18 protein-coding genes are annotated in these 18,806 nt (G+C 58.0%); 11 read left to right on the forward strand and 7 right to left on the reverse strand.

Going from position 1 to position 18,806, the window contains the following annotated elements; genetic code table 11:
* Window positions 1-52 precede the first annotated feature (52 nt).
* The 6 genes from lptF to rsmA all read left to right on the forward strand — a co-directional run bounded on the left by lptF (window position 53) and on the right by rsmA (window position 7,562).
* Complete coding sequence (gene lptF / locus ASD54_RS00865; RefSeq protein ID WP_062553204.1) at window positions 53-1,228, forward strand: LPS export ABC transporter permease LptF; 1,176 nt, start codon at window positions 53-55, stop codon at window positions 1,226-1,228.
* Complete coding sequence (gene lptG, locus ASD54_RS00870; protein WP_156379040.1) at window positions 1,228-2,316, forward strand: LPS export ABC transporter permease LptG; 1,089 nt, start codon at window positions 1,228-1,230, stop codon at window positions 2,314-2,316. The genes lptF and lptG overlap by 1 nt, the downstream gene beginning before the upstream one ends.
* Window positions 2,316-4,640 (forward strand): LPS-assembly protein LptD, encoded by a 2,325-nt coding sequence (locus ASD54_RS00875; RefSeq protein ID WP_062552720.1) that lies wholly within the window; start codon window positions 2,316-2,318, stop codon window positions 4,638-4,640. Before lptG ends, ASD54_RS00875 begins: the two co-directional genes overlap by 1 nt.
* A gap of 128 nt (window positions 4,641-4,768) precedes the next feature.
* Window positions 4,769-5,710, forward strand: coding sequence for a SurA N-terminal domain-containing protein (locus ASD54_RS00880; RefSeq protein WP_062552721.1), 942 nt, complete (start codon window positions 4,769-4,771; stop codon window positions 5,708-5,710).
* A gap of 8 nt (window positions 5,711-5,718) precedes the next feature.
* The gene (gene pdxA, locus ASD54_RS00885; RefSeq protein WP_244484624.1) at window positions 5,719-6,735 is read left to right on the forward strand and encodes a 4-hydroxythreonine-4-phosphate dehydrogenase PdxA; all 1,017 of its coding nucleotides are present in this window, start codon (window positions 5,719-5,721) and stop codon (window positions 6,733-6,735) included.
* Window positions 6,735-7,562, forward strand: a complete 828-nt coding sequence (gene rsmA / locus ASD54_RS00890) for a 16S rRNA (adenine(1518)-N(6)/adenine(1519)-N(6))-dimethyltransferase RsmA (RefSeq protein WP_062552722.1) — start codon at window positions 6,735-6,737, stop codon at window positions 7,560-7,562. Before pdxA ends, rsmA begins: the two co-directional genes overlap by 1 nt.
* A gap of 165 nt (window positions 7,563-7,727) precedes the next feature.
* Here the strand turns inward: rsmA and gmk are convergent, their stop codons facing one another.
* From gmk to fabD, 7 genes are all read right to left on the reverse strand, one after another.
* A complete protein-coding gene (gene gmk, locus ASD54_RS00895) occupies window positions 7,728-8,396 on the reverse strand; it encodes a guanylate kinase (protein ID WP_062552723.1) in 669 nt (222 codons plus the stop codon).
* A 3-nt stretch (window positions 8,397-8,399) separates the two neighbouring features.
* Window positions 8,400-9,287, reverse strand: a complete 888-nt coding sequence (locus ASD54_RS00900; protein ID WP_062553206.1) for a YicC/YloC family endoribonuclease — start codon at window positions 9,285-9,287, stop codon at window positions 8,400-8,402.
* A 99-nt stretch (window positions 9,288-9,386) separates the two neighbouring features.
* Window positions 9,387-10,529, reverse strand: coding sequence for an endolytic transglycosylase MltG (mltG, locus tag ASD54_RS00905; RefSeq protein ID WP_156379041.1), 1,143 nt, complete (start codon window positions 10,527-10,529; stop codon window positions 9,387-9,389).
* 176 nt (window positions 10,530-10,705) lie between these two features.
* Entirely contained in the window at window positions 10,706-11,968 is a 1,263-nt protein-coding gene (fabF, locus tag ASD54_RS00910; RefSeq protein ID WP_062553207.1) for a beta-ketoacyl-ACP synthase II, read from the reverse strand.
* 114 nt (window positions 11,969-12,082) lie between these two features.
* Window positions 12,083-12,319, reverse strand: a complete 237-nt coding sequence (locus tag ASD54_RS00915) for an acyl carrier protein (RefSeq protein WP_003502080.1) — start codon at window positions 12,317-12,319, stop codon at window positions 12,083-12,085.
* Between the two features lie 290 nt (window positions 12,320-12,609).
* On the reverse strand, window positions 12,610-13,347 hold the full coding sequence (fabG, locus tag ASD54_RS00920; RefSeq protein WP_062552725.1) for a 3-oxoacyl-[acyl-carrier-protein] reductase: 738 nt from the start codon (window positions 13,345-13,347) through the stop codon (window positions 12,610-12,612).
* A gap of 18 nt (window positions 13,348-13,365) precedes the next feature.
* Complete coding sequence (gene fabD / locus ASD54_RS00925; protein WP_062552726.1) at window positions 13,366-14,310, reverse strand: ACP S-malonyltransferase; 945 nt, start codon at window positions 14,308-14,310, stop codon at window positions 13,366-13,368.
* A gap of 227 nt (window positions 14,311-14,537) precedes the next feature.
* Between fabD and ASD54_RS00930 the strand changes: the two genes are divergently transcribed.
* The 5 genes from ASD54_RS00930 to ASD54_RS00950 all read left to right on the forward strand — a co-directional run bounded on the left by ASD54_RS00930 (window position 14,538) and on the right by ASD54_RS00950 (window position 18,784).
* Window positions 14,538-15,581 carry an aldo/keto reductase gene (locus tag ASD54_RS00930; RefSeq protein WP_062552727.1) on the forward strand — a complete coding sequence of 348 codons (1,044 nt, stop codon included), beginning with the start codon at window positions 14,538-14,540 and terminating at the stop codon, window positions 15,579-15,581.
* 182 nt (window positions 15,582-15,763) lie between these two features.
* Window positions 15,764-16,645, forward strand: a complete 882-nt coding sequence (locus ASD54_RS00935; RefSeq protein WP_156378999.1) for an RTX toxin — start codon at window positions 15,764-15,766, stop codon at window positions 16,643-16,645.
* Window positions 16,646-16,930: 285 nt separating this feature from the next.
* Window positions 16,931-17,386 (forward strand): 30S ribosomal protein S6, encoded by a 456-nt coding sequence (gene rpsF / locus ASD54_RS00940; protein WP_062552729.1) that lies wholly within the window; start codon window positions 16,931-16,933, stop codon window positions 17,384-17,386.
* A 26-nt stretch (window positions 17,387-17,412) separates the two neighbouring features.
* Window positions 17,413-17,661, forward strand: coding sequence for a 30S ribosomal protein S18 (gene rpsR / locus ASD54_RS00945; protein ID WP_062552730.1), 249 nt, complete (start codon window positions 17,413-17,415; stop codon window positions 17,659-17,661).
* A 226-nt stretch (window positions 17,662-17,887) separates the two neighbouring features.
* Complete coding sequence (locus ASD54_RS00950; RefSeq protein WP_082547039.1) at window positions 17,888-18,784, forward strand: DUF2232 domain-containing protein; 897 nt, start codon at window positions 17,888-17,890, stop codon at window positions 18,782-18,784.
* Window positions 18,785-18,806: the final 22 nt, after the last annotated feature.

Here is an 18,806-nt window from a genome sequence, read left to right on the forward strand (position 1 = left end):
TTTCATTGGGCTGCGCATGAAGCCGCAGCAAATGTTGGCGTATCGGATCCGTATGAAAATACTCGAACTCTACATTTTCCGGCGTGCTTTCCAGATGTTTCTGGTCACATTGGTGCCGGTCCTGACAATCATCTGGACGATCCAGGTGTTGGGACGGATCAATCTGGTGACTGATACCGGTCAGTCCATGGGCTCGTTCATGACGTTGGCAACGTTTATCCTGCCAACGATCATCCCTGTCGTCCTGCCCTTCGCAATTGTCATCGGCATCACTCAAACGCTGAATGCGATGAACAACGATTCGGAGCTTGCCGTCATCGATGCCGCAGGTTCTGCACGGTCGATCATCTATCGTCCGGTGATGATCCTTGCGATTACCATGGCAGCATTCTCGTTCCTGATCACGAATTTCGTCGAGCCTGCCGCGCGCGTCAAAGCGCGCGAAATGGTCGCCGCAGCCTATGCGGATCTTCTGTCTTCGGTCATTGAGGAAAAAACGTTCCGCAGCATTGAAGACGGACTTTACGTCCAGATCTCCGAGCGGCATTCCGGTCGTGTTCTGACCGGGATTTACATGGTCGACTATCGCGATCCGAACATGGATCTCATCTATTATGCCCGCGAGGGATCGATTGCCGAAGACGGCAAGACGCTCACGATGCGCGATGGTGAGGTTCACCGCAAGACGAAGGAAGGTCGCATCTCCATCGTCAAGTTCGTGTCCTATGCATTCGATTTGTCCTCCATGACCGAATCGACTGACGGTGCACCTGTGTTTGCCAGTGACAGAAGCCTGTCCTTCCTGCTGAAACCCGACCCGACAGACAAAACCTTCCTGTTCTCGCCGGGCAGCTTCCGCTCGGAGTTGCATAGGCGCATGTCCGATTGGCTCTTGCCTGTTGCTTTCGCCCTGATTTCGCTGGTCGTGGCAGGCGGCGCTCGCTCAAGCCGTAGAGCACGACTTCATCCCATGGTCCTGGCGCTCATCTTCTGCTTTACCCTTCGATGGCTCTCGTTCTATGTGACGAATCTTTCGAAGAACAATCCCGCGGTCACTCCACTCGTCTACGCCGTTCCGATCGGTTTCGGCCTGATATGCGCTTACATGCTGGTGACCAACAGGCAGCTTGCAATGCCGCGCTTCATTTCGCAGCCACTGGGTCGCCTTTCGGATCTGGCGCGCCGTCGCCTGGCGAGCGTCAACTCGGCACAGGGAGGTTCGCAATGATTGCAGCGCCGACCCTCAGCCGCTACTTTTTCAAGCGCTACATCATCACTTCCGTCTGGTTCCTGCTCGGCGTCTGCGGCATTATCTTTCTCGCCGATTTCAGCGAGACGAGCCGTCGCATGTCCGGCTTCGTTGGCTACAGCGTCACCGGCGGCCTGCTGATGAGTGCCCTTCGCCTGCCGCTTATCCTTCAGCAGACCATTCCGACTCTCACCCTTTTCATCGGCATGACAACGCTGATTGCACTGAACAGGCGCTCGGAACTCGTGGTCACACGCGCAGCAGGCCTTTCCGTCTGGCAGTTCGTTCTGCCCTTCGTTGCTGGCGCCTTCGTGATCGGTATCGTGACGACGACAGTGATCAATCCCCTCGGCGCCTGGGGCCAGGATCTGGCCACCTCCATGGAGACAGACTGGCGCAAGGCTAGCAACGCATCGAAGCCTTCGAACTTTCTGCCGTGGCTGAGACAGATTGATGGGGATAGCGATACGGTTATTGGTGCCAAGAGCTTTGACAACGGCGGAACGCGTCTATTCAATGTCGTCGTGTTCCATTTTGACAAGAATGGTCGCATCACGCTCCGGCAGGATGCAGACTCGGCGACCTTGGAAAATGGTTACTGGAAGCTTAACAACGTTCTCGATACCCGAACCGATGCTCCGGCATCCCGAAAAGAAACGGCGCAGGTTCGGACCAACTTGAAACAGGAGTTTCTGCAGGAGTCTCTGTCAAAGCCCGAAAGCGTTGCTTTCTTTAACATTTTACGAAAAATTGAGGTTGCCCGATCCTTCGGTATCTCTACAAAGGCTCTGGAAACTCAGTTCCATTCGCTCTTGTCCTTGCCGCTCCTCTTGGTGGCAATGACGCTCATTGCAGCAACCGTATCTCTTCGTTTCAGCCGAATGGCGCAATCGCGCTCGGTGATTCTGGGTGGAATCGTTTGCGGCTTCGTGCTTTATGTTGTGTCTGTGCTTGTGAAAGCATTTGGGAGTAGCGGTGTCGTGCCACCTTTCGTAGCAGTCTGGATTCCAGTGATTGTTGCGTTGGCGCTCGGTGCAACGATCCTGCTCCATCAGGAGGATGGCTAGTGGCGGTAAATGACCGCGGGAATATCAGACGGCTTTTCGCTGCCCTGCTGACAAGCACGGCTGCGTGTGTTGCGGCTGCCTACCCGTTGCCTGTTTCTGCGCAGGATTCACCCCTCGCACCCGCAGTTGCCGATGGAGCAAAGATGCTCCTGCGCGCGAATGAACTGACCTACAATCAGGATTCGCAGCGCGTCACGGCAGTCGGTGGCGTTCAGATCTATTACAATCGCTACCGCATGGTGGCGCAGCGTGTCGAATACGACCAGAAATCCGGTCGCGTAATGGCGACGGGCAATATCGAGCTGATCGAGCCCGGTGGAACCCGTGTCTATGCCGATGCGATGGACGTGACGGATAACTTCGGCCAGGGCTTCGTGAACTCGCTTCGCGTCGAAACGACCGATAATACGCGCCTGGTTGCGGAAAGTGCCGAACAACTTCCCGACGACAAGATGGTGCTGAACAACGGCGTGTACACGGCATGTCTGCCCTGCGCCCAGCGCCCGGACAAAGCCCCGCTTTGGCAGGTGAAGGCGCAGCGTGTCATCCGTGACGGAAAGGCGCACACCATCCGGCTTGAGCACGCCCAGTTCGAACTGTTCGGCATGCCAATCGGCTATGTTCCTTTCGTAACGGTTCCCGACGAAACGGTTGAGCGCAAGTCAGGCTTCATCTTCCCGCGCGCCACTGTGACCGACAAACTCGGCGTGGGTCTGACCGTTCCCTACTACCATGTCTTCTCACCGAGCATGGATGCGACGATTAGCCCAACCTACTACACCAAGCAGGGTCTTCTGCTGCAGGGTGAGGTTCGCAACCGCTTTGAAAACGGCGACCATACGTTCCGTTTCGCCTATATCGATCAGAAGGATCCGGGCGCCTTCGTGAAGGGCACGAGCGATGAACGTGCCGATCAGCGTGCCATGGTCGCATCGAAGGCACGGTTCGAGATCAATCCTCGCTGGGCTTTTGGCTGGAATGTCATGGCCCAGACGGACAATAACTTCTCGAAGACCTACAAGCTGACCGATGTTGCAGGAACGCCGTTTACCAACGACATCTACCTGACAGGGGTCGGGCAGCGGAACTACTTCGACCTGCACAACTACTATTTCGATATCCAGGACACGGATGCTCGCCGTACGGCTGAAAAGCAGCAGGCCATCGTTTATCCGTCTCTGGACTATCTCTATTACGCGCCGGAATCGGTCGCGGGTGGCGAGTTGAAGGTAACCTCCAACTTCACAAACTTGTCGCGCCGCCTTGACGACTTCTACACCGAAGGTACGTCAACGCGTTTCCGTGGCCTGGAAGGCAGCTACAGCCGCTTCTCCAGCGAGGCGGAATGGAAGCGGACGTTCACAACGGATGAAGGCCTTCTGCTGACGCCGATTCTCGCTGCACGCGGTGATGTGTTGCGCCACACGGGTGATGCTGCGCCTGGCTTCAACGGCGTGACCTATGCCGGTGGTTTTGAAGGCGACAGCGCGAGCACGCGCTACATGCTGACGGCAGGTCTTGAGGCACGCTACCCGATCCTGATCGAAGGTGCGGGCAGCAGCCACATCATCGAACCGATGGCGCAGATCTTCGCACGTCCGGATGAGCAACTCGCCGGTCGCCTGCCCAATGAAGATGCCCAGAGCTTCGTATTCGATGCGACTTCGTTGTTCGACCGGGACAAGTTTTCCGGCTTTGACCGTATCGAAGGCGGCACGCGCGCCAATGTCGGCATTCGCTACAACGGCAGCTTCGACAATGGCATCGGCGTTCGCGGTATCTTTGGTCAGTCCTATCGGATCGCAGGCCTGAATTCGTTCGCGACAGCGGATCTCGTCAATGTTGGCGCGCAATCCGGCCTGGAATCGGATGTTTCCGATTTCGTTGCCATGGCTGCGATCGATCTTCCGCAGGGCTACAGTTTCCAGGGCCAGGGTCGTTTCGACGAAAAGTCCTTCGAACTGCGCCGTGCCGATGCCTCGATCAGCTATTCGCTTCCACGGGTGAGCGGATCATTGATCTATACGAACATACAGGCGCAGCCTGATTATGGTCTGAACACGGATAGCCAGTACCTGAAGAGTGCCGCCAATTTCCGCATCAACGAAAATTGGTCACTCGGCACCTCAGCGACGTGGGATCTCAACAATGATCGCGTCATTCGGCGTGGTATCGGCGTAACCTACGCGGACGAGTGCACGATCTTCACAGTTGGCTACACGGACAAGCCGGCCAGCACGGATGCCAATGACTGGACGGTCACGGCTCGGTTGAGCTTCCGCACACTGGGCGACATCAATATCGGTGGCGATACCACCCGATAGAGGTCGACCCTGGAAATGCGTGCGGAACGTCATTGTTTCGCCGCATGAAATGTGCAATCGAACACACAAAGCGCGTTAATTGGACAGGCGGCGTCGATGCCGCCTCGCTGCCAGGAAGAGGATGAGAAATGTTCGCAAGCGTAGCATGGCGCCGGATTGCCCTTGCCACAACGGCGCTCGCCATATCCTTTGTTGCTGAGCCCATGACGCAGACTGCCTCGGCAGCGACCGAGGTTGTGTCTGTCGTCAACAAGACTCCAATTACATCGTCTGATGTGGCAAAGCGCGTCGCGTTCCTGAAACTGCAGCGGAAAACCGGCAATCTGCAGAAGATGGCCCGTGACGAACTGGTGGAAGAAGCTCTCAAGCGCGATGAGATTGCGCGCGTTCGCATGTCGGTGAGCACCGATGACGTCGATCGTTCATTCGCAAAATTCGCCGCAAGCAACAAGCTGACGCCAGCGCAAATGAGCGAGATCCTCAATAAAGCCGGTGTCGGCGTCGAGCATTTCAAAGCCTTTATCGCGGTGCAGATGAGCTGGCCTCGTCTTGTCAACGCGCGTTACGGCGCTGGCCGCATGTCGAATGACGAACTGGTCAAGCGCATGATGCAGAACAAGGAAAAGCCGGTCACAACGGAATATTTCCTCCAGCAGATCATTTTCGTGATCCCGGAATCCAAAAAGGGAAAGATTACCGCACAGCGCAAGGCTGAGGCGGAAAAATCCCGCTCCAGCTTCCCGGGCTGCGCACAGGCAAAAGATTTTGCAAAGACCATGCGCGATGTCTCGGTGCGCGATCTGGGCCGTCTGATGAAGCCGGAATTGCCGGAAGAGTGGAAGCCGCTGATCGAGAAGGCCTCAGCCAATGGTACGACAGGCACCCGCGTGACTGAAAAGGGCGTCGAATTCCTGGCCATCTGCAATCAGCGTCAGGTCTCGGATGATGCGGCGGCGGAAGTCGTGTTCCGCGCGGAAGACATCGGCAAGGCCAAGAAGGGCGGCGAAGACCCCAACAGCGCCAAGTATCTTGAAGAACTGCGCAAGAAGGCGCAGATCGTAAATCCGTGAGACTGAAATTGGTTGAACGTCCGCTGGCATTGACGCAAGGCGATCCGGCCGGCATCGGTCCGGACATTGCAATCTCGGCTTGGCTGAAGCGCAAAGATCTGGGCCTGCATCCCTTTGTCTATATCGGCGACCCGGAAGCCCTTGCCGCGCGCGCGCGCCTGCTCGGTGAAGAGATCCAGATCCGCGAGACGGATGCACAAGACGCCTGGAAGCATTTTGATCAGGCTTTGCCGATTCTTCCGGTGGCCATTGGCAGCGTGATCGCGCCGGGACGCCCCCATATCGTTGCTGCCCAATCAATCATTAGCTCGATTGAAAACGCAGTCTCGCTCACCATGCAGGGTATCACCGCCGCGGTTGTGACCAATCCGATCGCGAAGTCGGTGCTCTACGAGGCTGGTTTCAAGTTTCCGGGCCACACGGAATTTCTCGCCGATCTTGCGCAGCGCGCCACCGGCAAGGATTGCAGACCTGTCATGATGCTGGCCGGGCCAAAGCTCCGGGCAATTCCCGTCACGATCCATATACCGCTGGCGGACGTCCCACGTAGACTGACAGCCGACGCAATCATCGAGACATGCTCGATTGCGTATCACGACCTGCGCTATCGCTTTAACATTGCTTCTCCGCGGATAGCCGTTGCAGGCTTGAACCCGCATGCGGGCGAAGACGGCGCCATGGGCACCGAGGATCGCGATGTCATTGCACCAGCCATCGAGCAGGTGCGCGCGCGCGGTATCAATGCATTTGGCCCTCTGCCCGCCGATACCATGTTCCACGATGATGCCCGTAGCCGCTATGATGTAGCGGTTTGCATGTATCACGACCAGGCCCTCATACCGGCTAAGGCTCTTGGCTTCGACGATTCCGTCAACGTGACGCTTGGCCTGCCCTTCATTCGGACGTCTCCGGATCACGGCACTGCCTTCTCGCTTGCGGGCACCGGTATCGCGCGCGACACCAGTCTGATTGCTGCTTTGAGACTCGCATCCAGATTGGCCGCACATGAGGCGCAGCAAAACTGATGGGCACATTGGACGGGCTTCCGCCGCTGCGCGATGTCATCAACCGGCATGGGCTTGATGCGCGCAAGGCTCTTGGACAGAACTTTCTACTGGATCTCAATCTCACGCAGAAGATCGCGCGTACTGCGGGCTCTCTGGAAGGTGTCACTGTCTTCGAGGTCGGCCCCGGTCCGGGTGGTCTCACGCGCGCAATCCTGTCTCTCGGTGCGAAGAAGGTCATTGCAGTCGAGCGCGATTCCCGCTGCCTACCCGCTCTTGCGGAGATTTCAGACTTCTATCCGGGACGGCTTGAGGTCATCGAAGGGGATGCGCTGAAAACGGATTTTGCAGCGCTAGCGCCCGAAGGTCCGGTCAAGATCATCGCCAATCTTCCCTACAATGTTGGAACGCAGTTGCTGATCAACTGGCTGCTGCCGCATCAATGGCCACCCTTCTGGGAATCGCTGACGCTCATGTTCCAGAAGGAAGTGGGCCAGCGCATTGTCGCACGCGAAGATGATGACCATTACGGCCGCCTGGGCGTGTTGTGCGGATGGCGCACGGATGCTCGTATGGCTTTCGACGTACCGCCCCAAGCGTTCACACCGCCGCCGAAGGTGACCTCTTCTGTCGTTCACCTGGTGCCGAACCAGAATCCACTTCCGTGCGACGTGAAGAAGCTTGAAAAGGTCACGGAAGCCGCCTTTGGGCAGCGCCGGAAAATGCTGCGGCAGAGCCTGAAGCCCCTTGGTGGCGAGGTTCTTCTGGCAAGAGCCGAGATTGATCCGACACGCCGTGCTGAGACACTCTCCGTCCACGAGTTCGTCGCGCTGGCCAACTCTCTCTGATGGCATAATAAAGGCGCGAAAGCGTGTCGCGATCTTTCAGATTCGCTCCTGACGCTTTATCTCTTTGTTTTATCGCATGTCGTCATCGCAAAACCGCTGCACACTTTTGCACGCCATGCTTTAGTGGCAGAAGCCACGGCGCCTATTGATGCACTCAGCTTGACCTCAGCGCGGTAGCACCGGCTCTTCCTCAAGCAGCTCCCGAACGAAATCGAAAAGACCATGGCGGCGATCGCGGCGAACGCGCTCCGCATTCACGATGCAGTTCACGTGACCGAAAGCCTCATCGAGATCATCATTGACGATGACATAGTCATATTCGCGCCAGTGCTCGATTTCCGCACGGGAATTTGCCAAGCGTGTACGGATGACCTCCTCGGTATCCTCAGCGCGGCGATGCAGGCGCGACTGGAGTTCCGTCATGCTGGGCGGCAGGACAAAGATGGAGACGATGTCTGCCTTCATCTTTTCCTGAAGCTGTAGCGCGCCCTGCCAGTCGATATCGAACAGCATGTCACGGCCCTCGGCCATGGCCTTTTCGACAGGTTCACGGGGCGTGCCGTAATAGTTTCCATGCACTTCCGCCCATTCGAGAAGCTCGCCATTATCGCGCATGCGTTCGAACTGCGGGATGGAGATGAAATGATAGTGCTTGCCTGCGATCTCGCTCGGGCGCTTCGCGCGCGTCGTGACGCTGACGGAGATTTCCAGGCTGTGGTCGTCCCGCAGCAGGTTGCTGGCAATTGTGGATTTGCCAGCGCCCGATGGTGACGACAGCACCAGCATCAGGCCACGCCGGGCGATTTTTGTTGGCACGGAAGACACCGGGCTCATTGGCTACTCCAAATTCTGAACCTGTTCGCGAAACTGGTCGATCACCACTTTCAACTCGATACCGGCTGCGGTTACCGCGGAAGAGTTCGATTTGGAACAGATCGTATTCGACTCGCGGTTAAATTCCTGTGCAAGAAAATCGAGACGGCGGCCGACCGGGCCACCTTTCTGCAAAAGTTCCTCGACTGCGCCGACATGGGCCTTCAACCTATCGACCTCCTCCCGTAGATCGGCCTTGGTCGCAAGCAGCGCGACCTCTGCGTAAAGCCGCTCCCGCTCCAGCCCCCCATTGCCATCGAGGAGGCTTGCGACTTGAGCTGCCAAGCGCCGGGTGATCTCTTCCGGCGAACGGGAGGGATCCAACTCAATAACCGTCGTCAGCCGCGCGATTGTCTCCAAATGCTGACGCAAAACCAAGGCAAGCGCGTTTCCCTCATGGATCCGCATGGACACCAGATCGGACAGAGCCGTCTCCAAACCTGCGAGAATATCCCGATCCCTGATCTCGAGTGCTGCTGGTTCTTCGCCAGCTTCCCGAATATCAACAAGTCCACGAATAGAAAGCACGGTATCGAGCTTGAGCGGTGCGTTATCAACAAGACCTCCCAACTCTTCTCGAAGTTTGAGAACGGCCTCCAGCGCGTCGCGGTTGAGAACGGCCTCCATTCTGGATTCCGCCACGGAAACGGATAGCGTAGCCTGAATGTTGCCACGGCTCAGATGCTTCGAGGCACGCGCCTTGATTTCACTTTCCATCGCTTCGAAACCTGGCGGCAGACGAAGACGGAAGTCGAGCCCCTTACCGTTGACAGAACGCAACTCCCAGACCCAACGAAAGCGACCGCTGGTGCCCTCGCAGCGGGCAAACCCTGTCATGGATTGTACATTCATCATCTGGCCTCAGAATTCATGCTGCAACCGGAACCGGCTACGTTGATAAAGAAAAGCGCCGCCGGAGCGACGCCTGGAATTGGTAATGTGCATGCCGCGTCAGTTGCCCTTCGGCGGCTTCTCGGCATCGGCCCCGCCCGGTGAACCGCCATTGAGCGTATCACCCGAGGCGTTGGCCCGTTCGGCCTCGATCTTGCGCCAACGCCGCACATTGGCATTGTGCTCGTCGAGCGTCGCCGCAAAAGCGTGTCCGCCGGTTCCATCCGCAACGAAATACAGGTCATTCGTCCGCCACGGATTGGCAACAGCTTCCAGTGCTGCCCGCCCGGGGTTTGCGATCGGGGTCGGAGGAAGTCCCTTGATCTGATAGGTATTGAACGGCGTTTGCTTGTCGATATCAGATCGCATGATCGGCCGATCGGCAGGACGCCCAGCGCCACCAAACAGGCCATAGAGGATCGTCGGATCCGATTGCAGGCGCATGCCTTTGTTCAAACGGTTCATAAAGACCGAAGCGACATGCGCGCGCTCATCGTCCTTACCGGTCTCCTTTTCCACGATTGAGGCGAGCGTGACGAATTCCTGCTTCGTCTTGATAGGAAGATCCGGATCGCGCTTGGCCCAGATCTGATCGATTAGCTTTTCCTGTGCTGCCCGCATCTGAGCCAGGATTTCGCCGCGGGTCGTACCACGAGAGAACTTGTAAGTATCCGGACGCAGGCTTCCTTCCGGCGGCAGTTCATTCGGCACCGGACCTTCGAGGATTGGATCATCCGCCAGGCGCTTGACCATCTGCTGAACGGTCAGCCCCTCGGGCATGGAGACTGAATAGAGAATGGATTTGCCGGATTCCAGCAGCAGGGCAATGTCCTTCATCGACATCCCTGCCTTGATCTCGTACTCGCCCGCCTTCAGTGTCTGCTCCTTCTGGAGATAGCTCGCCGTCATATACCGGAAGACACGGGCATCGGAGACGATGCCATTGCGCTCCAACATCTGAGAGATCTGGGCGAGACCTGCACCATCCGGCACGACGAAATGCGTGTTCGTGGCGAGCGGTCCAGGTTGTTGATAAGCGGATATGACGTAGTAGAACGCGGCGACGGCCACAACACTGACGAGGACGATCAAGGTCATCAGGAAATTCAGGAAGATGACCAACTGGCTTCGGGCCTTGCGGGAACGGCGCGGTGGTTCGGGCACCCGCTCCGGCTTCAGAGCCTCGTTTGGCGATTTTGGCATGAACGGGCCACTGCCGGAGCTGCCGCCTGCCGAATTCGGTTCGCTTGTGCTGTTCGTATCGGTCACCGCTACTCCTTAAATCAGCTCAACAATGCCGGTCTGTGACCAAGCAATGCGGCGAAAACAGGGATTGTAAGCGGGAACCGGTCGGTCACGACGCGGCTCCCACTTCGAAATCAGCCTTCGTAGCGACGCAGGACCAGCGATGCGTTCGTGCCGCCGAAGCCGAAGGAGTTGGAGAGTGCCACGTTGATTTCGCGCTTGCGCGCGACATGCGGCACCAGATCGATAGCCGTCTCCACGTCCGGGTTATCCAGATTGAGCGTCGGCGGCGCGATGTTGTCGCGGATCGCCAGCGTCGAGAAAATGGCTTCGATTGCACCGGCCGCACCAAGCAAATGACCGACGGCCGACTTGGTCGAGGACATGGAAATCTTGGAGGCCGCATCGCCCACCAACCGCTCCACCGCGCCCAGCTCGATCGTATCGGCCATGGTCGATGTCCCATGCGCATTGATGTAATCGAGCTCGGAGGCGCTGATGCCTGCCCGCTTCAGGGCAGCCGTCATGCAGCGGAAAGCCCCGTCACCATCTTCCGAAGGTGCGGTGATATGGAAAGCATCGCCAGAGAGGCCATAGCCGACAACTTCGGCATAGATCTTCGCGCCGCGCGCCTTGGCATGCTCCAGCTCTTCAAGCACGACGATACCTGCGCCCTCACCCATGACGAAACCGTCGCGGTCACGATCATAGGGGCGTGAAGCCTTCTGCGGATTGTCATTGTGCTGCGTGGAGAGCGCCTTGCAGGCAGCGAAGCCTGCGAGCGAAATACGGCAGATCGGCGATTCTGCACCGCCAGCCACCATGACATCCGCATCACCGAAAGCGATAAGCCGCGCTGCATCGCCGATGGCATGCGCGCCGGTCGAGCAAGCGGTGACGACGGCGTGGTTTGGACCACGCAGCTTGTGCTTGATCGATACCTGGCCGGAAACGAGGTTGATCAGACGGCCCGGGATGAAGAATGGCGAGATGCGCCGAGGGCCTTTGTCGCGCAGCGTGTAACCTGCCTCCACGATGCCTTCCAGGCCGCCAATGCCGGAACCGATGAGAACGCCAGTTGCACACTGGTCATCATCTGTTTTCGGGTGCCAACCTGCATCTGCCAGCGCCATGTCGGCAGCAGCTACACCGTATAAAATGAAGGGATCGACCTTGCGCTGTTCCTTGGGCTCCATCCAGTCATCCGGATTGAAGGCACCTTCGATGGAAGGATCTGTCGGAATGCGGCAGGCAATCTTTGCGGGGAGATCTTCGACCTCAAACTCCGTAACCAGCCTTGCTGCGTTTTGACCGGCAATCAGCCTGGACCAGCTGATTTCCGTACCGCAGCCGAGAGGAGATACCATACCGGTACCGGTGATAACGACACGCCTCATGCCAGCGCCCCACCCGCCAAGAATTGATGATGTCATATGACTGAAACGGCCCGAACATGCCGGGCCGTTGAAGAGCGACCGCCATCAAGGCGTGCTCTAACTCTTAAGTTCAGATCAGGCCTGAGCCTTCTCGATGAACTTCACGGCATCGCCGACGGTCAGGATGGAGTCAGCAGCGTCATCCGGAATTTCAACGCCGAACTCTTCTTCGAAAGCCATGACCAGTTCGACGGTGTCGAGGGAGTCAGCGCCCAGATCGTCGATGAAGCTCGCGCCTTCGACAACCTTGTCGGCATCGACGCCGAGATGATCAATGACAATTTTCTTAACGCGCTCTGCGATATCGCTCATGTCGGTTTCCTCGACCTTTATCTTTTCGGACCGCCGTCACGGCAGCCGTACCCTGTTGGAACCCATGGCCGTCTTTTACAGAACGGCTCCTGGGCAAACTCACTCAACCCGAAGCTAGACTGCGACCTAGTCATGCGTCAATCGCACCGAGGAGGTCCGCATTCGGGGTGACTGTAGCCAGTCATTGGCCCGATTAACACGGTTTCACCGCGCCGCAAAGCCAGAAAATGACCGGTTTTACCGCCGCCAACAGCCAAAACTGTGGGCAGAGGCAATGGAATGCAAGCTGTTCAGATCATTGCCATGCCACCGTTTACGTGCAGGGTCTGACCCGTTACGTATCCGGCTTCGTTCGAGGCAAGGTAAACAACAGCCGTAGCGATGTCGGCGCCGATGCCCATGCGCTTCATCGGGATTGCGCCCAGAATGGCTTCTTTCTGCTTGTCATTAAGCTTTCCGGTCATCGCACTTTCGATAAAGCCGGGAGCAATGCAGTTTACCGTTACGTTACGGGTGGCGATTTCCTGAGCCAGCGACTTCGAAAGGCCAATCATCCCTGCCTTGGACGCGCAATAATTCGCCTGACCGGGATTTCCGGTCACGCCAACGACCGACGTGATATTGATGATGCGGCCGAAGCGGCGGCGCATCATGGGATGCGTCAGTTCGCGAGTCAGACGGAATGTGGAGGTCAGGTTGACTTCCAGGACATTGTCCCAGTCCTCATCGCTCATACGCACGAACAGGCCGTCCTTGGTGATGCCGGCATTATTCACCAGAATGTCGACGCCGCCGAGTTCGGCTTCGGCCTTTTCACCGAGCGCCTTGACGGCATCACGGTCGCCGAGATTTGCCGGGAACACATGGGCGCGCTCGCCAAGCTCGGCTGCCAGGGCTTCCAGCTTCTCGGCGCGCGTTCCGTGCAGACCAACGATGGCGCCCTGCGCATGAAGGGCACGGGCGATCTCTTCGCCAATACCGCCCGTCGCACCCGTCACAAGAGCCTTGCGGCCAGTCAGATCAAACATGTTCGTAATCCTTCGAGATCAGCCGAGCAGCGTCTTCAGCGCCGCATCAATATCAGCAGGTGTGTTGACGGCAATGCCTGTCACGTTCTTGTCGATGCGACGCGCGAGCCCGGTCAGAACCTTGCCGGAACCAAGCTCGTACAATGTCGTCACGCCGTTTGCACCAAACCATTCAACGGTTTCGCGCCAGCGAACCTGACCCGTGACCTGCGCGACCAGCAGCTTGACGATCTCGTCCGCATGCGTGACAGGGGCGGCGCGCACATTGGCGACGACCGGAACGACCGGATCCTGCTTGACCACCTTGTCCAGTGCGTGAGCCATGGCGGTGGCGGCAGGCGCCATCAGATCGGAATGGAATGGCGCGGAGACAGGCAGCATGATGGCCCGCTTTGCGCCCTTTTCGGTTGCCAGAGCTGCGGCCTTCTCGACCGCAGCCTTGGAGCCGGAAATCACGAGCTGCCCGCCGCCATTATCATTGGCAATCTGGCAGACACCCGCCGCCTTCGCCTCTTCGCATGCCGCCTGAACGTCAGCGTGTTCGAGACCGATGATGGCAGCCATGGCACCCTCGCCCACAGGCACAGCAGACTGCATCGCGTCGCCGCGAATGCGCAGCAGGCGCGCGGTGTCGGCTATGGAAAACGTTCCGGCAGCCGCCAGGGCAGAGTATTCGCCCAGCGAATGACCAGCCACATAGGAGATCTTGTCGGCGAGCTTCAGGCCACCGGCTTCCAGCACACGGATCACAGCCATGGAAACCGCCATCAATGCGGGCTGGGCATTGGCCGTCAGTGTTAGCTGATCTTCGGGACCATTCCACATGATGTCGGAGAGTTTTTGACCAAGCGCATCGTCAACTTCCTGAAAGACGGCGCGCGCTTCCGGAAATGCTTCGGCGAGATCCTTGCCCATGCCGACAGCCTGGCTGCCCTGACCGGGGAATGTGAAAGCAATGCTCATCGGGCCTGTATCCTTCCCTATTTTTGCCTTCCATTCACATTCTGGCCGAGCAAGTCAAGACTTTCGGCCAATAGACTAGGCTTCAAGGTCAGGTAGGCCACACTTTATGAACGTCTATGGACGAGACGGTTTTCTCGAAGTTGCATTTTCGGGATGCGTCTTGCGTTGACCGAGAAGCGGCCTACATTGCAGCCGCCCTCCCATCATGCCCACCACGGATACACCTCATGAAATTCAAGAAACTTGGACGAACCGACATTTCCGTTTCGGAAATCTGCCTCGGAACGATGACCTGGGGCTCGCAGAACAGCGAAGCCGAAGCATTCGAGCAAATGGACTACGCGCTCGACCATCAGGTCAATTTCTTTGACACGGCCGAACTCTATCCCACCACGCCCCTCTCTGCCGAGACCTATGCCGATACCGAGCGCATGATTGGCAACTGGTTCGAGAAGACCGGCAAGAGAGACAAGGTCGTTCTGGCAACGAAGGTCGCCGGTGCGGGACGCCCTTATATTCGCGGCGGTGCACCGATTACGGCGCAAGCCATACAGGATGCCGTGGATGCAAGCCTTCAGCGCCTGAAGACCGATTACATTGATCTCTACCAGATCCACTGGCCGAATCGTGGCAGCTATCACTTCCGTGCCAACTGGGGTTACGATCCCTTCAAACAGGACAAATCGCAGACGCTGGGTGAGATCGAAGAAAAGCTGGACGTGCTGGACGCCTGCGTGAAGGCCGGCAAGATCCGCGCTATCGGTCTCTCCAACGAAACGACCTGGGGAACGCAGAAATTCCTCTCGCTTGCCGAAGAAAAGGGTCTGCCACGCGTTGCCACTATCCAGAATGAGTACAGCCTGCTGTGCAGACATTTCGATCTGGACCTCGCAGAGCTTTCCCATCATGAAGATGTGGGCCTGCTGGCCTATTCGCCGCTCGCAGGCGGCATTCTTTCCGGCAAGTATCTCTCCGGTGAAAAGCCAGTCGGTTCACGCGGCGCCATCAATGGCGATATCGGCGGGCGTCTTGTCCAGCATCAGCAGGCGGCAACGCAGGCCTATGTGGATCTGGCGGCCAGGCACGGGATCGATCCTTCCCAACTGGCACTGGCCTTCTGCCTCACCCGCCCTTTCATGGCGGCAGCAATCATCGGCGCAACATCGATGGAGCAGTTGAAGATCAATATCGGTGCGGCTGACGTCACATTGTCCGACGAGATCCTGCGGGAGATCAACAAGATCCACCGTCAGTATCCGATGCCGATCTGAAAATATGCATGTAAGCTGAGCCAAGCGGCAGCCCTTCTCAGTGGCTGCCGTTTCACTGAATGCTAACCTAGTCCCGTGGTGTTGCTGGATCGTCTCAAGCCCCGATTGTAAGCTGAAGCAAGCACCTCAGCGCAATGCGTCATGAGGCTGCAGTATCGATCTCGTCCGGGGAGCAGGCATTCATGAGCACGATCAGCGGCTTCTTTCGCAGCCCGAATGCAGCGCGCGACATCGATCTGCTGTTTTCAACCCCAAAAGCCGCCAGTAGCACCACATATGCAGGCAATCGTCCGCCTGCCGTACCCGCCGATAACGAGCCGAATGCCAGCCAGCGTGCGCTCTCCCGAATCATCGAGATCATCACTCTCAATTCCTCCGAAGCGCAGGACAAGGCGACCATGGAGGAACAGTTGGGCTATGTCACCGCTGGCACAGGTGGTGAGGGTGACGACACCCTGACGGTCACCGGTCGCGGCATCACCAACATCGATGCAGGTGCAGGCAATGACAGCCTTATCCTCAAGAGTGACTCCATTTCGGACATTCGCACCGTCAGCGGCGATGACAGCATCAAGGCCGCAGGTGCCTTTGTCGGATCGATCGACGGCGGCGATGGCAAGGACGATATTCAGATCAAGGCAAAACTCGCCCTCGACCTCCTTGGCGGAGCTGGCGATGATACGATGAAGGTCGCAGCCGACACGATCCGTAATCTGGATGCCGGGGACGGCAACGATAATCTGGTTCTGGAAGGCAACCGGATCTTTGCGCGCGGCGGCCTGGGTAATGACACTGTCAGCATCAAGGCTACCGGCGCCGATCCCTTGATCGAGTATGGGTTTGGTCGAGGTGACGGGCAGGACACCGTTCGCAGCACATCAGGTCTTGCCATCGCACTCGGAAGCCTCACGGCAAATGACCTGGACATCGCAGTTTCCGGAAACACCCTGACCGCATCCATCAAGGGCAGCGAGGATCGCATCACCATCACGCTGGACGGCAAGACAACCGCCAGCTTCAGCTTTGCCGTCAAGGACGGACAGACGATGCTGCGGATAAACTGATCCGGCAAAACCGGTAATTTCCCCAGACGGCTTGCATTCGCGCGAAATGAGCGTATAAGCCCGCCTGTTCGAAATGCCCGGTCTTCTGGCTGGTGGCTGAACGGAGGGCCGGTTTCGCAAATGGAACCGTTGGAACCACAAGGGTTCCGGCCTCCCGTGTCTCCGCTCTCGACCGTCTCGATCGTAACGCTTTTCTTGCTTGGGCTTTTGCTCTTTCCAAGACCAGTCGTTGAGGCTTAGCCGCCGATTACCGGGCCAAGACAACCGCAAGAAAGGCAAGCTACAATGGCTCTTTACGAACATGTATTCCTTGCCCGGCAGGATATGTCCGCTCAGCAGGTTGACGCCCTCGTAGAACAGTACAAGGGTGTTATCGAAGCTCACGGCGGCAAGGTCGGGCGCATTGAAAACTGGGGCCTCAAGTCCCTGACGTACCGCATCAAGAAGAACCGCAAGGCTCACTACGCGCTCATGGACATCGATGCACCGGCTGCTGCCGTGCACGAAATGGAGCGTCAGATGCGCATCAACGAAGACGTTCTTCGTTACATGACCATTGCTGTCGAAAAGCACGAAGAAGGTGCATCTGCCATGATGCAGAAGCGCGATCGTGACGATCGTCCGCGTCGTGATGGCGATGACCGTGGCCCGCGCCGTGACTTCGGCGATCGTGGTCCGCGTCCGCCGCGTGATGGCGACCGTGACCGTGGTCCGCGCGCACCGCGCGAAGACCGCGCGTAATTTCGAGAGCTTAAGGAGAATTACCAATGGCTGACGCATCCTCTGCTCCGGCACGCCGCCCGTTCCACCGCCGTCGCAAGACCTGCCCCTTCTCGGGCGCAAATGCACCGCGGATCGACTACAAGGACGTTCGTCTTCTGCAGCGTTACATTTCCGAGCGCGGCAAGATCGTTCCTTCGCGTATCACAGCTGTTTCCCAGAAGAAGCAGCGCGAGCTGGCCCAGGCCATCAAGCGCGCCCGCTTCCTCGGCCTGCTGCCTTACGTCGTTTCCTAATTGAAACAGTCGCCGCCGGGGCTCAACTCTTCGGCGGCGTCTCCCTTCCGCGATGGGCGTGGATCGGAACCTCTAAAACCCATGTTGGGGACCACGCGACCTGAGACTTTGATTCAGGTGCCTCCCCTAACTGCTTGAACCGGCAGGACAGCGAGACGTGAACGGATTGAACCAGACAGTGCTGACGACCGGCATCATTGCCGGTATTGCCGCAACGCTGCTCGTCATGGGCGCGAATGCGCAGCCGTCTTTTGCGTCTGTTCTCTATGCTTCTTCCGCGCTTCCCGTTCTCGTGGCCGGTCTCGGCTGGGGAAATCGTACGGCGATCATTGCCATTATCACGGCCGCAATTCTGGGCGCGGTTCTCGTCACGCCCATGTTCGCGCTGGCCATGGCAATCTTCACCCTGATCCCGGCTGGCTGGCTTTCGCATCTGGCCAATCTCGCTCGCCCTGCCTCTGAGCTTGGCGGTCCTGACCATCTGATGGCTTGGTACCCGATCTCGGACATCCTGTTGCATCTGTGCGGGCTTGTAACGGCAGCGGTCATCATTCTAGGCATGGTCATCGGCTACGGACCGCAGTTGACGGACCGCATGGTCGACCTGATGGCGGAGAGCTTCAACCAGCAGAGCCCGGGCCTTGCACCGAACGCTGAAAGCCTTGCCCAGACCAAGGTTCTGATCGTGCTGATGCTGCCGATGATCCAGGGCGGCATCTGGGTGACTTTGCTGTTTACCGCCTTCTATCTCGCCATCCGGATCGTATCCCGCAGCGGCCGCGCGCTTCGCCCACGTGAAGACATGCCGTCTGCCCTGCGCATGAACCGCAATGCGATCTTCGTTTTCCTCGCCGGCATCGTCCTGATGTTTGCAGGCGGCGTTCCGGCCATGATCGGCGCCACGATCTGCGGCACATTCGGCGCCGGCTTCCTGATGGCCGGGTTTGCTTCACTGCATTTCCGGCTGCGCGGCAAGGACTGGCGCGTGCCTGCGCTCGTTCTGGCCTATCTCTCGACCATGATGCTATTGCCGATGATCGCCATCGTGATCGTCGGACTTTCCGATACGCGGCGGACAATCGCGTTGACGCCTGCCCGCCCCACCGACAACACCGACTCCTGAAATTGAACTCGAAAGGACACGA

Origin of the sequence: Rhizobium sp. Root149 (assembly GCF_001427345.1) — a bacterium.
GTDB lineage: Bacteria > Pseudomonadota > Alphaproteobacteria > Rhizobiales > Rhizobiaceae > Neorhizobium > Neorhizobium rhizoryzae.